The organism is Actinomadura macrotermitis, assembly GCF_009604375.1.
In the GTDB taxonomy this organism is placed as follows: domain Bacteria; phylum Actinomycetota; class Actinomycetes; order Streptosporangiales; family Streptosporangiaceae; genus Spirillospora; species Spirillospora macrotermitis.
In genome coordinates, this window is sequence record NZ_WEGH01000001.1 from 2,098,028 (window position 1) to 2,111,553 (window position 13,526).

A 13,526-nucleotide genomic window follows, 5' to 3' on the forward strand; every position below is an offset into this window, starting at 1 on the left:
CCCGGTGAACTCCGTCAGACGCCGCGGTGCAGCAGGAACTCGGCCATGTGCCGGAAGGCGGCCTTGCCCTCGGGCATGTGGTCGCAGAACACCGGGAACACGTGCACCAGGCCGTCCCACTCCTGGTAGGCCGTGTCGACGCCGGCGTTGCGCGCGCGCTCGGCGATGTCGCGGGTGTCGTCGCGCAGGATCTCGGTGCCGCTCGCCACGAACAGCATCGGCGGCAGCCCGGTCAGGTCGCCGCGCATCGGCGAGAACAGCGGGTCGTTGTCCTCCTTGTCCTGGCAGAAGCGCTTGCCGAGGGAGGCGAGCTTGCCGGCCGGGATGAGCGAGTCGGTGCGGGCGTTGGAGGTGTGCGAGTCGGCGGCGCACAGCAGGTCCACCCACGGCGACAGGCAGATCGCCGCGGCGGGCAGCGCGGTGCCGCGCTCCTTCAGCGCGAGCAGCAGCGCGAGGGTGAGGTGGCCGCCGGCCGAGTCGCCGCCGACGACGATGTCGGACGCCGCGTACCCGCGCTCCAGCAGGAAGTCGTACGCCCGCAGCGCGTCCTCGAGGGCGTCGGCGGGGGTGTGGCGGGGCGCGAGCCGGTAGTCCAGCATCAGGACGGGGCGCCGGGTCGCGGCCGACAGCCGCCAGCTGAACGGCCGGTACAGGCGCGGGCCGCCGAAGAAGTAGCCGCCGCCGTGCAGGTAGAGGAACACCTTGTCCTCGTCGGGCGCGCCCGCGCGGACCCACTCGGCGGTGCAGGCGCCGAGGTCCTGCCGGGCGTGCGCGACGCCGCGCGGGACCGCCTGGAGCCGGCCGAGCAGCTGGGTGGCGCGGTGGATGGCGACCAGCCCGGCGTCGTTGTCGGGGCCGTACTCCCACGCGGAGCGCAGCAGGACGCGGATGACCTTGCCGGCGACGCGGGCCTGCGGGCTCGGCGGTCCGCCCGGCTCCATCGACAGGGCCCGCACGACCCGGCGCTCGGCGCGGGTCGAGGCCACGGGGCGGATCCGGGGCGCCTCGGTGCTGGTCGTCATGTTCACTCCTGGCTGGGGCGCGGGGGGCGTTTCTCCCCGTTCAAGGCTTTAGTGAACGCTGAGTCTAATTGCCCGGGCGGCTCGCCGTCCCGGCGCGTCGGTTCGGCGCCGCCGCCCGCCGCTGTCACGATGAGCGGATGGATCTCGCGCTGTTCGCCGGCCTGCTCGTCGGGGCCGTCTTCGGCGCCGTCGCCGGGTACGCGCTCGCCACCGGCCGCCAGGGGACGCTGATCGCCCGGGCCAAGGCCGCCGAGGAGAAGCTCGCCTACGCCGAGGGGCGGATGGCCGAGCACTTCGAGAACCTGTCCGCGCGCGCCCTGGACGCCAGCAACCAGCGCTTCCTGGAGCTGGCCGACACCCGGCTGAAGGCCGCCGGGGCCGAGGCCGCGGGCGAGCTGGCCCGCCGCGAGCAGGCCGTCGAGCACATGGTCGCCCCGCTCCGTGAGACCCTCGCCAAGGTGGAGGAGCAACTGCGCGAGGTCGAGACCGGCCGCCGCGAGTCGCACGCGATGCTCGCCAAGCAGGTCGACTTCGTGCGGCAGAGCGCGGACGAGATGGGCCGCGAGACCCGCACGCTGGTGCGGGCGCTGCAGCGGCCCGAGGCGCGCGGCCGCTGGGGCGAGCTGCAGCTGCGCCGCGTCGTGGAGCTGGCCGGGATGACCCACCACTGCGACTTCGACGAGCAGGCGAGCGCGGCCGGCGCGGACGGCACCGTCCGCCCCGACCTGGTCGTCCGGCTGGCCGGCGGCAAGAACATCGTGGTCGACTCCAAGGTGTCGCTGGCCGCCTACCTGGAGGCCGCCGGCGCGGACGGCGCGGCCGCCGAGCGCGACCGGCTCGACGCGCACGCCCGGCACCTGCGCGCCCACGTCGACAGCCTCGCCGCCAAGTCGTACTGGCAGGCGTTCAGCCCGGCGCCGGAGTTCGTGGTGCTGTTCATCCCCGGCGAGGCGTTCCTCGCGCCCGCCCTCGAACGCGACCCGGGCCTGCTGGAGTACGCGATGCGGCGCCGGGTGCACATCGCCACGCCGACCACGCTCGTCACGATGCTGCGGACCGCGTCCTACGCCTGGCAGCAGGCGGCCCTGTCCCAGAACGCGCGCGCGGTGTTCGACCTCGGCCGGGAGCTGTACGAGCGGCTCGGCACGATGGGCCGGCACATGGACGAGCTCGGCCGCTCCCTCACCGGCGCGATCCGCTCCTACAACCGCACCGTCGGCTCCCTGGAGACGCGGGTGCTGGTCAGCGCGCGGCGGCTGAACGAGCTCGGCGTCGTCGAGGAGCCGCTGGACCCGCCCGCTCCGGTGGAGGAAGGCCCGCGGACACTGTCGGCGGCCGAGCTCACCGGTCACCATGGGCATACCGACCATGACCCTGCAGGACGGCCGCGGACGGACCCGCCCGCGGCGCCGAGCGAACGGGTGGGTTCCGGCGGACGCGCCATCCCCGAGCAGCTCGACCGGCGAGAGAGGTACCCATGAGTGCATCGGTCAGCGAGGCGCCCGAGAGCCCCTCGCCCGCCACCGGGGGGCGCGGCCGGCGCGGCGCGGCCAAGGGCGGCCGGACGGCCCCGGGCCCCGCGATCGCGCTGACCGGGCGCGGCGGCATCGTGGTGATGTTCGCCGTCGCCCTGCTCGGCGCGCTGCCCTCGCACTGGTTCACCATGCCGCTGCTGGCCGGGCTCGGCTTCCTGCTCGGCTGCGCGGTCGCCGCGCTGCTCACCCGGCCGTCCGACCTGCTCACGCTGGTGGTCAGCCCGCCGCTGGTGTTCCTGGCCGCGACCGTCGTCGCGGTGGTGCTGACCGGCCTCGGCGACGGCGCGGCCGGCATCGCGCTCGGCGTGGTGACCGCGCTCGCCGCGACCGCGCCGTGGCTGTTCGCCGGCACCGTGCTGGTCGTGGTGATCACCACGCCGCGCGGCATGCTGCGCGAGGCGCGGGAGCTGCGCGGCCGGCTGGCCGGGCTGCGGCTGTTCGCCGAGGAGGAGAACCAGAACCCGGTGCGCTGGGACGAGTCCGCGCCGCGCCCGAACCGCCGCCTCCCCCACGGCGACGTCGACTGAGCCGGGCCGGCTAGACGGGCGTGACGCGCAGGTCCTTGCGCAGCTCGTGCGGGAGCGCGAAGCGCATGCTCTCGCGCACCGACTCGATCTCGCGCACCTCGCCGTAGCCGCGCTCGGCGAGCCAGCCGAGCACGCCCTGCACCAGCTCGTCGGGGACGGACGCGCCGCTGGTCACGCCGACGGTGTCCACGCCCTCCAGCCAGGCCTCGTCGATCTGCTCGGCGTAGTCGACCAGGTGGGCGTCGTCGGCGCCGTGCTCCTTGGCGACCTCGACCAGGCGGACCGAGTTGGAGGAGTTGGTGGAGCCGACCACGATCACCAGCTGGCTCTGCGCGGCCATCTCCTTCACCGCGACCTGCCGGTTCTGGGTGGCGTAACAGATGTCGTCGGAGGGCGGGTCCATCAGCTTGGGGAACCGTTCGCGTAGCTTCTCGACGGTGGCGATGGTCTCGTCCACCGACAGGGTGGTCTGCGACAGCCACGCCACCCGCTCGGGGTCGCGGACCTGCACGTTGGCGACGTCGCCGGGGCCGTCCACCAGGTGGATGTGCTCGGGCGCCTCGCCGCTGGTGCCGATGACCTCCTCGTGACCCTCGTGGCCGATCAGCAGGATGTCGTAGTCGTCGCCTGCGAACCGCACGGCCTCCTTGTGGACCTTGGTCACCAGCGGGCAGGTCGCGTCGATGGTCCGCAGCTTCAGCTGCGCCGCCTCCTGGTGCACCACGGGCGCGACGCCGTGCGCGGAGAAGACCACGATGGCGCCCTCGGGCACCTCCTCGGTCTCGTCCACGAAGATCGCCCCGCGCTCCTCCAGGGTCTTCACGACGTGCACGTTGTGCACGATCTGCTTGCGCACGTAGATCGGCGCCCCGTACTTCTCCAGGGCGATCTCGACCGCCTGGACCGCGCGATCGACGCCGGCGCAGTAACCACGCGGCTTGGCGAGCAGGACACGGCGCTGGCTGTTGGAGGTCATGCCCCTATCGTACGAGCCGTCCCAGGGGTGGCGAACCGTCCGGCACGTTACGTGATATGGGCTTCGGGGACAGGTGCCCGTCGAGGCCGAAGCTCTGGTGAAGCCCGCTATGTGACCCAATCCACGCCGTTTTTGGACGGAAATCCATTAGCACGGGGTGACCGGTATCGCACCCATGGGGCACAGTGAGTCTTGACAGACGGTGCCGTATCGACCCAGTCCGGTGACGACAGCAGGGAGAGGGAAGACGATGACGAGATCGCCGCGCCGCCTCAAGCAACAGGTGCAGGAAACGGTGGGCGAACAGGTCCGCGACATCCCCCTGCACGCCGTCCGGCTGGCCATGTTCGGGGTCGGCCGGGCGCTGCTGCTGAGCGACCGGGTGACCAAGGACTACAAGGAGATCACCGAGGGCGACGGCGTCAAGCCGGTGCTCGGCCGGCTCGCCTGCGACGTCCAGCAGACCGCGGGCAAGGTCGTCGGCCGCGTGGTGACGCGGGTGCGCGGCGGCGAGGGCGAGGCCGCCCCGGTGTCGGTGCCGGACGCGCCCGCGGCGCCGCCGGCGCCGAAGCCCGCTCCGGCGCCGCGCGCCCTGGGCAAGGAGATCTCCGTCGGCAAGCCCGCGGCCAAGCCCGCCCCGGCCGAGCCGAAGCCCGAGCCCGAGCCCGCCGCGCAGGCCGAGCCGGAGCCGAAGCCCGAGACCAAGCCGGAGTTCGAGCCGAAGCCCGAGCTGAAGCCCGCCGCGCAGGCCGAGGCCGCCGCCATCGCGGCCCAGCTGCCGGTGCCGAACTACGACGCCGCGACGCTGCCGCAGCTGCGCGCGCGCCTGCGCGGCCTGACGGCCGACCAGGTCAAGCTGCTGCACGAGTACGAGAACAAGCACGCGGCCCGTCCGGACGTGCTGCGGATGTACGAGAACCGCATCCTCAAGCTCAACGGCCAGGGCTGACCGAGAGAACGGCGAAGCGGCCCGTCCCCCGTTCGGGGGCGGGCCGCTTCGCTTTGTCCGTCACGCCTGGGCGGGGAGCGGCGCCTCCTGGAAGGTGTGGTCGATGTCGACCCGCTCCAGCGGCCGCAGGTGCCCGCGGCGGATCACCAGGATCGCCATCGCGACGGCGCAGCAGGCCGCGCCCGCGTAGTACGGCACCGCGGTGGAGAAGTGCTCGGCGAGCTTGCTGGCGATGTAGGGGGCGAGCGCGCCGCCCATCCAGCGGACGAAGTTGTAGCCCGCCGACGCCACCGGCCGCGGGTGGTCCGAGACCTCCATCGCCGCCTCGGTGAACGCGGTGTTGTTCATGCCGATCGGGATGCCCGACAGGATCGTGCAGACGATGATCCCGGTGTGCCCGGAGACGGCCAGGCCGAGCTGGAACAGCACCAGCAGCGCCAGCGCCGCGTGCATGACGCGGACCGTTCCGAAGCGGCGCTGCAGGAACGGGGCGGCGAACACCGACGACAGCGCCACGAGGACGCCCCAGCCGAAGAACACCAGGCCGATGCCGTGCGCGTCCATGCCGAGGATGAACGGGGTGAACGCGAGGATGGTGAAGAACGCGTAGTTGTAGAACAGCGCGGTGAAGGCCGTGGTGGACAGGCCGCCGTGCCGGAGCGCGCGCAGCGGCGCCGACAGGGGCGTCTTCACGGCGGGCCGCGGCGGGGCCTTCAGCAGCGTGGCGATCAGCACGAAGCCGGTCGCCATGAGCGCGGCGGTGCCGAAGAACGGGTAGCGCCAGTTCATGTCGCCGAGCAGCGCGCCGGCGAGCGGGCCCATCGAGATGCCGAGGCCGAGCGCGGCCTCGTACAGGATGATCGCGGACTCGGCGCCGCCGCTGGCCGCGCCGACGATGACCGCGAGCGCGGTCGCCACGAACAGCGCGTTGCCGAACCCCCAGCCGGCCCGGAACCCGACCAGCTGCCCGACGCTGCCGGAGGTGCCGGCCAGGCCGGCGAACACCACGATCAGGGCGAGGCCGATCATCAGCGTCCTCTTGCCGCCGATCCGGCTGGACACCCAGCCGGTGACCAGCATCGCCACCGCAGTGATCAGGAAGTAGCTGGTGAACAGCAGCGACACCTGGCTCGGGGAGGCCTGCAGGTTCTTGGCGATGGCGGGCAGGATCGGGTCGACCAGGCCGATGCCCATGAAGGCGACGACGGCGGCGAACGCCGTGGCCCAGACGGAGAGGGGCTGCCGCAGGATTCCGCTCTTGGACTCCGCGTGCATGCGGGACCTTCCTTTCTCAGTCCGTGAACAGGCGGTCGAGGGCGGGGAGGGCGGCCGCCAGGGCCGCGCGGTCCGCTTCGTCCAGGGCCGCGATGCGTTCGGCCAGCACCGTGACGCGCCGGTCGCGGGACTTGACGAGCCGGGCCCGGCCGGTCTCGGTGAGCTCGGCGGTGACCACGCGGGCGTCGGCGGCGTCGCGGCCGCGCCGCACCAGGCCGTCGCGCTCCAGCCGGTTGATCTGGGCGGTCATCGTGGGCAGCCGGACGCCGTGCTCGGCGGCCAGCTCGCCCATCCGGCGCGGGCCGTCCTCCAGCGAGCCGAGCACCGCCGTCTGCTGACTGGTGACGGGCTGGTCCGCGGTGAGCCGGCGGAGCAGCAGGACGACGCCGCGCAGGCGGCGGTTGAACTGCTCGGCGAGGGCGCGGTCACTGTTCTGGTCCATTACTTAGCCAGTCTAAGTTAGCTGGGCTAAGTATTCAAGTCCTGGGTCCGGTTTGGGTCTGGTTTGGGCCCGGAGGCCCGTGTGCACCGAATGTCCCACTGCTTGGCTGGAGGGCTGGGGCGGAAGACAGGGGACGGACTGGTGCTCAGGCGGCTGGGGGAACGCGGCGAGGGCTCGCTGTCGTACCTGGTGGTGATCCTGCTGGTCGCCACCGTCACGGCCGCGGTGACGGCGGTGGCCATCCCCGATCAGATCGTCGCGGGGATCCGCAGCGGCGTGTGCCGGGTCGCGCAGGAGAAGAACTGCGACAAGCCCGGCGGCGGCAAGCCGCAGGCGGGCGCGTCCGGTTCGCCGTCACCCGGCACGAGCCCGTCCCCCGGCACCGACGCGCCGGTCGACGGCGACTCCCCCGAGGCCCGCGAGTACAACGCCGCGCTCGCCGCCAGCCAGCAGGCCGACCAGGACGGCCAGGGCGCCGAGGACGCCTGGAACTCCTTCGACATCCTCAAGGAGATCGCCAAGCTCGGCCTGGACTTCATCGCCGGCGACATCATCAACTGCGTCAAGAACCCCAACTTCTGGGACTGCCTCTGGGCCATCGTCGGCATCGTCCCCTGGGGCAAGCTCGGCAAGGTCGTCAAGTCGATCCCCAAGGTCGCCAAGCTCATCGAGCGGTTCCTGGAGCTCAAGCGCGCCTTCGACAAGGCCCGCGAGACCCGCCGGCTCGCCAAGCTGCGCCTGGACAAGGCCCTGGAGGCCTGCGGGCTCGCCCCCAACAGCTTCGCCCGCGGCACACCCGTGCTGATGGGCGGCGGCGGGCACAAACCGATCGAACAGGTCCGGGCCGGCGACCTGGTGTGGGCGTCCGACCCGGCGACCGGGCGCAGCGGTCCCCGCCGCGTCACCGCCCTCATCCAGGGCGCGGGCCGCAAGTCGCTGGTGGACATCGCCGTCACGTCCGGCCGCGCCGGCCTCACCGCGACCGCCGGCCACCCCTTCTGGGACCCCGACGCCCGGCGCTGGACCGACGCCGGCGACCTGCGCGCCGGCACGCGGTTCGCCACCGCCGACGGCACCTACGCGACGGTGGCGGCGGTCCGCCGCTACGAGCGCGTCGAACGCGTGCACAACCTCACCGTCGCGGACATGCACACCTACTTCGTGTCGCTCGGCGGACGCGACGTGCTGGTGCACAACTCCGCGCCCAAGGTCTGCGACCTGCTCGCCGCCGGCCGCGCCAAGATCGGCCAGAACATCGACAACGCCCTGAAGTCGGGCAAGTTCGAAGAGGCCGACAAGCTCATCGACGACGCGCAGGCCAACGCCGACAAGGCCCGCGAGCTCGCCCGCACCAACCCGACCAAGGCCAACAAGGACGCCGCCAACGCCGCGCAGAGCGACGTCGACGCGATGCGCAAGAAGGTCGTCGACAGCAAGATCGACGACAAGATGAAGTCGCCGAACCCCGACGAGAAGCTGGAGGCCACCACCGCCAACTCCATCCGCAACGTGGTGCGCGACGTCGGCCGCAAGTACGGCCCGAACGGCAGCCTCGGCGAGATCGACGTCGAGACCAACAAGGCGCTCATCGAGATCTCCAACGGCCGCAACTTCACCAAGGCCGACCAGCTCACCAAGCTGCTCACCGACCGCACGATGAACCCCACCGGAAAGCCGGTCATCCTGCTCGCCACCCAGCTGTCGGGCAAGCAGATCGCGATGGCCAAGGACACCGGGGCTATCGTGGTCCGCACCGAGGCCGAGCTGAAGGACGCGCTACGCGCGCTCGGCGAGAACGTCTGATCCGGAAGGCGCCGATGAGCCGCGACCTGATCCTGCTCTTCGCCGATCCGGTGGAGCCGGACGAGTTCCTGGACCTGGTCGAGGAACTCGGCGGAGTGCGGCGCCCCGACGAGTGGACCGGCGGCCGGCTGTCGCGCGGCGACGACCATGTCCAGGTGTCGGTCGCCCCCGACGGCGGCTTCGCGCCCGATGACGAGTACTACGCGCTGTACGAGCTCTGGCTTGGGGCGCCCATGCAGGCCTGGGCGCTCTTGGCGCTCTCCACGTCCGCCGGCAGCCAGGCACTGGGCCTGGAGCTGATCGAGGCGGCCGCGCGGCGCTGGCGGACGGTCGTCGACGACAACCACGGTGAGCTGTACACCGTCGACGAGTGGCGTGCCCTGGTCACCGCGCGACCCTAGGTCGTGTCCGGTAGATCGCGGTATGGCCAAGAGCGGGGTACTGACGGGAAAAGACTCCTGGTGGTGCGCAGCGAGTTCGTTGCCTGCCGGGTGGCGATGCCTCGCCGTTCGATGGTTCATGATCGTGGCGGCGGTGTGGCCACATTTCGATTCCCAGGGGTTTGCTGTTTCGCCTGCACGTTCGACAATGGTTGCGTAAAGTGTTCCTCATGTCACCGTCTGCTGGTTCGCGAGTGGCGCCCGGCCACGGTGAACCTGTCGAGGTGGCCGCTGGAAGGTCGCCCCGGTCCCTGGCTCGCACGGGCGGCGGCAAGGATGCGCAAGAGCGGCGAGTACGGGGAAAGAACAAGCGGCCCGCATGGCGCCGACCCACCGAGGTGCCGGTGTCAGTGGTGCGGCTGCCGCTGGTCATTCCGGACGAAGCCACCCGGATACGGGTGGAGAAGCTGTTCGCCGCCGCCTGGCAGCTCAAACGTGCCCTGCGGGGTGATGCCCGGGCCCGGACGGACGCCTATCATGCAGCGTCCGCCCGCCGGGCTGCGCCTTCGCCGGTGCCGGGCGCGGCCGCGGCGGAGTGGCGTGAGGAGCTGGGGTTGTCGCGGGCCGGGCTGGAGCGGGCCGCCTACGGGCATCTGGACGCCTCGGGCCACCTCAAGCATCACCTGTCCAAAGCGGTGGCGATGCATCTGGCCGATGAGGTGTGGTGCGGGGTGGAGCGGCATCTGTTCCCCGGCGCCACCGGCCGCCGCCACGGCCGCCCCCGCCGCGGATCGTGGTGGGGCTTCACCCGCATCCCCGGCCGCGCCCGCTCCCACACCACGGCCCGCAAGTGGGAGACGTTCCGGCTGCACGGCACCCTGGACGGGCACCTGGGCACCTACCGCCACCCGAACCTCCCCGGCGGCATCACCCCGCAGCAGGCCGCCGCGCTCGCCGGACAACCCGCCCCGACCAGGCGAGCGGCGCGGGTACGTGGCCGGGCCGGACGCCGAACGGCACAGCCGCAGGGGATGTCGGTGCTGGCCCAGCCGCGCCGGATGCCTGCCCCGGTCCCGCCGACGGTGCGAGGGCGCGCGGCGTGGTGGGAGCACGACGGGCCGCTGGCGTTGGTGTACGCCGGTGGCCCGGCGAGCGGGCGCGGTGATCTGGTACTGCCGGTGCGGCTTCCGCAAGGCGCGGGGCGGTGGCCACATCTGTTGCATGCCCTCGGCGACCCCGGCTGCCGGCACAAGGTCGACTTGGTCCGCCGCCCGACCACACGCGGCTGGGTGTACGAGGCGCACCTGCTCATCCTCAAGCCCGCCTACGTCTCGCCTGCCACGGCGGCGCGGCGCGCGACCGCGCCCAGGGATCGGCGGGGCGGGGTGGACGGCAACGTGTCCAACCTGGCCACCGTGTCCTTTCCCGCACCTTCGGACTCGGCACGAGCGGAGCAGCCGGACACCGCTTCTTCATCGGTGGTCTCCACCCAGCTGACGCTGTCGCCGGCCGAGCACGGTGATCTGGCGCGGGCCGCGCGCAAGGCACGTGGCCGGCAACGGGCCATGGAACGCTCCCGCCGCGCGGCCAACGCCGCCCAGTACGAACTCAGCAAACGCCAGCGCAGACGCGAGAAGCGCCGCGCCGCACAAGGGCTGCCCGCTCGGGCCGTACCGGTGCCCGGCGGAGCACGCCGCACCCGCGCCGATGGTGTCCCGCTGCAAGCACCGCGCCGCGACGCCCTCTCACGCAGCCATCAGCGCACCCGTGCTCGACATGCCCGTGCCGCCGACCGTGCCGCAAAGTCCAAGGCAGGACGAGCGCGGCAGGTGGCGGGGGCACTGGTGGCGGTGCACGGACCGCACCTGATCATCGAGGACTGCGACATCCGTACCTGGCAACAACGCTGGGGCAGCGCTTGCGCCCGCTTCACCCCCGGGTTGCTCATCACCGCCCTTGTGCGCGAATGCACCGCTACCGGAGGGCGGCTGCTGCGCGCCTCCACCTACACCACCGCGCTGTCCCAGCACTGCCTGTGCGGCCAACGCGTATCCAAAATCCTCGCCGACCGGATCCACCGCTGTGACAATGATGAGGGATGCGGGCTGGTCGGGGACCGGGACCTGGTCGCCGCCGCCCTCGCTGCCTTCATCACCTTCGGCGATCCTGATGATCTGCGCACTGCGCGGGTCGACTACACCGCTTCCCGGCACGCGATCGGCGTGCACGGGCTTTCCAGCGGGCCGCAAGGGGCCCTGACCGCGTCAACCGTCAACCTGGACACCCCAGCACGACCGGGGCGTCCAGGAACGCCAGCCACCCCCACCCGCCCGCCTCGGCGACGCAGGTGGAAGAACAACCCGGTGGCTTCTGCGCGGCGAACCCGGCAACGCGCTGTGCCGACCCCGGATGAGACCCACCCCGCCACTCGGTGGGATGGCCACGCCGGACAGACACAACCGCACACCCGGCTGCCCGGAGGATCCACCAAAGATCCACCGGGTAGAACTTAGGGTGGGCGCATGGCAATGGATACCTCGGCCGAGTCGCCCGTCCCGGTGCGGACCGTGCTGCAGGCGGTCGGCGGATGGATCGGGCGGCTCGGGCGGATCTGGGTCGAGGGGCAGATCACCGAGCTGAACGCGCGCGGCGGCACTGTCTACCTGACGCTGCGGGATCCGGTGGCGAACATGTCGGTGCGGGTCGCCGGGCCGCGCGGGGTGTTCGAGGCAGCCGGGCCGGCGGTGACCGACGGGGCGCGCGTCGTCGTCCACGCCAAGCCCGACTTCTGGGTCAACCGCGGCTCGTTCTCGCTCAGCGCGATCGAGGTGAAGCCCGTCGGCGTCGGCGAGCTGCTGGCCCGGCTGGAGCGGCTGCGGCAGGTCCTGGCGGCCGAGGGGCTGTTCCGGCCCGAGCGCAAGAAGCCGCTGCCGTTCCTGCCCGGGAAGATCGGGCTGATCTGCGGCCGGCAGTCCGACGCCGAGCACGACGTGCTGGAGAACGCCCGGCGGCGGTGGCCCGCGGTGGAGTTCCGGGTGGAGAACACCGCGGTGCAGGGCAACCGCGCCGTGGGCGAGGTCCTGGAGGCGCTGCGCGAGCTGGACGCCGACCCCGAGATCGAGGTCATCGTCATCGCCCGCGGCGGCGGCTCGATGGAGGACCTGCTCGCCTTCTCCGACGAGGCGCTGGTGCGGGCGGTGGCCGCGACGCGCACGCCGGTGGTGAGCGCGATCGGGCACGAGCAGGACAGCCCGATCATGGACCTGGTCGCCGACCTGCGCGCCTCCACGCCGACCGACGCGGCCAAGAAGGTCGTCCCCGACGTCCGCGAGCAGCTCCAGCTGGTGCGCCAGCTGCGCGACCGGGGCCGCCGCGTCGTCGCCGGCGGGCTGGAGCGCGAGAGCACGTGGCTGAAGGCGGTCCGCTCGCGGCCCGCGCTCGCCGACCCGGTGCGCGAGATCGAACGGCAGGCCGAGCAGGTCGACGCCGCGCGCGACCGCGCCCGCCGGTCCCTGCGCAACGCCCTGGACCGCGCCGGGGACGAGCTGTCGCACACCAGGGCGCGGCTGCTGGCCCTCTCCCCCGCCGCGACCCTGAAGCGCGGCTACGCGATCGTGCAGCGCGAGGACGAGGCCGTCGTGCGCGCCGCCGCCGACGTGGCGGACGGCGAACGGCTCCTGGTCCGCCTCGCCGACGGCCGCCTCGCGGTGACCGTCTCTGAGACGCTTGAGCCGTAGGGTGACGGGTGTGGCCGAGAAGAAACTGACGTACGAGCAGGCGCGCGACGAGCTGACCACCGTCGTCAAGCAGCTGGAGGCCGGCGGCCTGACGCTGGAGGAGTCGCTGAACCTGTGGGAGCGCGGCGAGAAGCTCGCCGCGACCTGCGAGGAGTGGCTGGAGGGCGCCCGCGCCCGCCTCGCCGCCGCGATGGCGGCGCCCGAAGGCGGCGAGGGCGAGACGCCCTTCTAGGAGCGGGTGGGGGCGGGCGAGGCGGGCAGCGTCGCGCCCTGCTTCGGCTGCTCCTTCAGCGACGCCGCGAGGACGGCCAGCTCGTCGTAGGACGCGGTGCCCACCACCACGATGCTGACGCCGTTCGGCAGCGTCCGCGCCAGCGAGTTGGCCTTCTTGTCCTTGCGGTAGTACGTGGCCCAGGTCTGCCCGGCGACCTGGCGGCTGCCGATCGCCTTCTTGCTGTTGGTCATCCGCCGCAGATAGTCGGCGGGCTTCTCGTTGCTCTGCTCCAGCGCCGCGTACTGCCCCGACGGCGTGACGAACCCCAGGTGCCAGGCGACGGGCGCGCCGGACTCCTTCAGGCCGTGCAGCCGCGAGCTGGTGGGCCGCCAGGCGGGCGGCAGGCCCTCCGGCGCGACGGGCGTGTAGGGCGCCTCGTTGCGCATCGCCCACAGCTGCGTGGTGTAGTCGACGGTCGGCAGGATCTCCTTGGGCTTGCGCGGGGTGAGCAGGAACACCACGCCGACCAGCAGCAGGCACGCCCCCATCGCGATGGCGAAGCCGCCGAGACCGGTCGTCAGCCGCTTGTGCACGGCGGGGCTGACCGGGATGGGCTGCTGCGGGGCCTTGGAGGGCGTGGAGGTCGTGTCGCTCACCCCACCAGGA

At 72.5% G+C, this 13,526-nt stretch carries 13 protein-coding genes; 8 read left to right on the forward strand and 5 right to left on the reverse strand.

From position 1 onward, the window contains the following. Window positions 1–14: 14 nt before the first annotated feature. Complete coding sequence (locus ACRB68_RS09630) at window positions 15–1,022, reverse strand: alpha/beta hydrolase (RefSeq protein ID WP_153531757.1); 1,008 nt, start codon at window positions 1,020–1,022, stop codon at window positions 15–17. A 137-nt stretch (window positions 1,023–1,159) separates the two neighbouring features. On the opposite strand from ACRB68_RS09630, the gene ACRB68_RS09635 reads away from it, so the two are divergent. Then, the gene (locus ACRB68_RS09635; protein ID WP_153531758.1) at window positions 1,160–2,503 is read left to right on the forward strand and encodes a DNA recombination protein RmuC; all 1,344 of its coding nucleotides are present in this window, start codon (window positions 1,160–1,162) and stop codon (window positions 2,501–2,503) included. Then, window positions 2,500–3,084, forward strand: a complete 585-nt coding sequence (locus ACRB68_RS09640; protein WP_194293230.1) for a DUF6542 domain-containing protein — start codon at window positions 2,500–2,502, stop codon at window positions 3,082–3,084. The genes ACRB68_RS09635 and ACRB68_RS09640 overlap by 4 nt, the downstream gene beginning before the upstream one ends. Window positions 3,085–3,094: 10 nt before the next feature. On the opposite strand, the gene ACRB68_RS09645 is transcribed toward ACRB68_RS09640, so the two are convergent. Beyond that, on the reverse strand, window positions 3,095–4,060 hold the full coding sequence (locus ACRB68_RS09645) for a 4-hydroxy-3-methylbut-2-enyl diphosphate reductase (RefSeq protein WP_153531759.1): 966 nt from the start codon (window positions 4,058–4,060) through the stop codon (window positions 3,095–3,097). Window positions 4,061–4,310: 250 nt separating this feature from the next. On the opposite strand from ACRB68_RS09645, the gene ACRB68_RS09650 reads away from it, so the two are divergent. Then, complete coding sequence (locus tag ACRB68_RS09650; protein ID WP_153531760.1) at window positions 4,311–5,009, forward strand: hypothetical protein; 699 nt, start codon at window positions 4,311–4,313, stop codon at window positions 5,007–5,009. 60 nt (window positions 5,010–5,069) lie between these two features. Here ACRB68_RS09650 and ACRB68_RS09655 read toward each other — a convergent pair whose 3' ends face one another. Further along, a complete protein-coding gene (locus tag ACRB68_RS09655) occupies window positions 5,070–6,284 on the reverse strand; it encodes an MFS transporter (RefSeq protein WP_153531761.1) in 1,215 nt (404 codons plus the stop codon). A gap of 16 nt (window positions 6,285–6,300) precedes the next feature. Continuing rightward, the gene (locus ACRB68_RS09660; protein ID WP_153531762.1) at window positions 6,301–6,726 is read right to left on the reverse strand and encodes a MarR family winged helix-turn-helix transcriptional regulator; all 426 of its coding nucleotides are present in this window, start codon (window positions 6,724–6,726) and stop codon (window positions 6,301–6,303) included. 141 nt (window positions 6,727–6,867) lie between these two features. Between ACRB68_RS09660 and ACRB68_RS42430 the strand changes: the two genes are divergently transcribed. The 5 genes from ACRB68_RS42430 (at window position 6,868) to ACRB68_RS09685 (ending at window position 12,878) form a co-directional block, all read left to right on the forward strand. Continuing rightward, entirely contained in the window at window positions 6,868–8,529 is a 1,662-nt protein-coding gene (locus tag ACRB68_RS42430) for a Hint domain-containing protein (RefSeq protein ID WP_194293231.1), read from the forward strand. A 14-nt stretch (window positions 8,530–8,543) separates the two neighbouring features. Beyond that, on the forward strand, window positions 8,544–8,930 hold the full coding sequence (locus ACRB68_RS09670; protein ID WP_153531764.1) for a hypothetical protein: 387 nt from the start codon (window positions 8,544–8,546) through the stop codon (window positions 8,928–8,930). 392 nt (window positions 8,931–9,322) lie between these two features. Beyond that, a complete protein-coding gene (locus ACRB68_RS09675; protein WP_207709619.1) occupies window positions 9,323–11,422 on the forward strand; it encodes a hypothetical protein in 2,100 nt (699 codons plus the stop codon). A gap of 9 nt (window positions 11,423–11,431) precedes the next feature. Continuing rightward, entirely contained in the window at window positions 11,432–12,646 is a 1,215-nt protein-coding gene (xseA, locus tag ACRB68_RS09680) for an exodeoxyribonuclease VII large subunit (protein ID WP_153531765.1), read from the forward strand. Window positions 12,647–12,656: 10 nt separating this feature from the next. Continuing rightward, window positions 12,657–12,878: an exodeoxyribonuclease VII small subunit gene (locus tag ACRB68_RS09685; RefSeq protein ID WP_328593969.1), complete on the forward strand. Its 222-nt coding sequence runs from the start codon at window positions 12,657–12,659 to the stop codon at window positions 12,876–12,878. Here ACRB68_RS09685 and ACRB68_RS09690 read toward each other — a convergent pair. Next, window positions 12,875–13,516 carry a DUF4245 domain-containing protein gene (locus tag ACRB68_RS09690; RefSeq protein WP_328593970.1) on the reverse strand — a complete coding sequence of 214 codons (642 nt, stop codon included), beginning with the start codon at window positions 13,514–13,516 and terminating at the stop codon, window positions 12,875–12,877. The two genes, ACRB68_RS09685 and ACRB68_RS09690, sit on opposite strands and share 4 nt — an antisense overlap. Between the last annotated feature and the right edge of the window lie 10 nt (window positions 13,517–13,526).

Excerpts from the sequence above, each read along its gene's own strand:
- ACRB68_RS09630 (WP_153531757.1), bottom strand. The coding sequence starts at position 1,022 with ATGACGACCAGCACCGAGGCGCCCCGGATCCGCCCCGTGGCCTCGACC.
- ACRB68_RS09635 (WP_153531758.1), top strand. The coding sequence starts at position 1,160 with ATGGATCTCGCGCTGTTCGCCGGCCTGCTCGTCGGGGCCGTCTTCGGC.
- ACRB68_RS09640 (WP_194293230.1), top strand. The coding sequence starts at position 2,500 with ATGAGTGCATCGGTCAGCGAGGCGCCCGAGAGCCCCTCGCCCGCCACC.
- ACRB68_RS09645 (WP_153531759.1), bottom strand. The coding sequence starts at position 4,060 with ATGACCTCCAACAGCCAGCGCCGTGTCCTGCTCGCCAAGCCGCGTGGT.
- ACRB68_RS09650 (WP_153531760.1), top strand. The coding sequence starts at position 4,311 with ATGACGAGATCGCCGCGCCGCCTCAAGCAACAGGTGCAGGAAACGGTG.
- ACRB68_RS09655 (WP_153531761.1), bottom strand. The coding sequence starts at position 6,284 with ATGCACGCGGAGTCCAAGAGCGGAATCCTGCGGCAGCCCCTCTCCGTC.
- ACRB68_RS09660 (WP_153531762.1), bottom strand. The coding sequence starts at position 6,726 with ATGGACCAGAACAGTGACCGCGCCCTCGCCGAGCAGTTCAACCGCCGC.
- ACRB68_RS09670 (WP_153531764.1), top strand. The coding sequence starts at position 8,544 with ATGAGCCGCGACCTGATCCTGCTCTTCGCCGATCCGGTGGAGCCGGAC.
- xseA (WP_153531765.1), top strand. The coding sequence starts at position 11,432 with ATGGCAATGGATACCTCGGCCGAGTCGCCCGTCCCGGTGCGGACCGTG.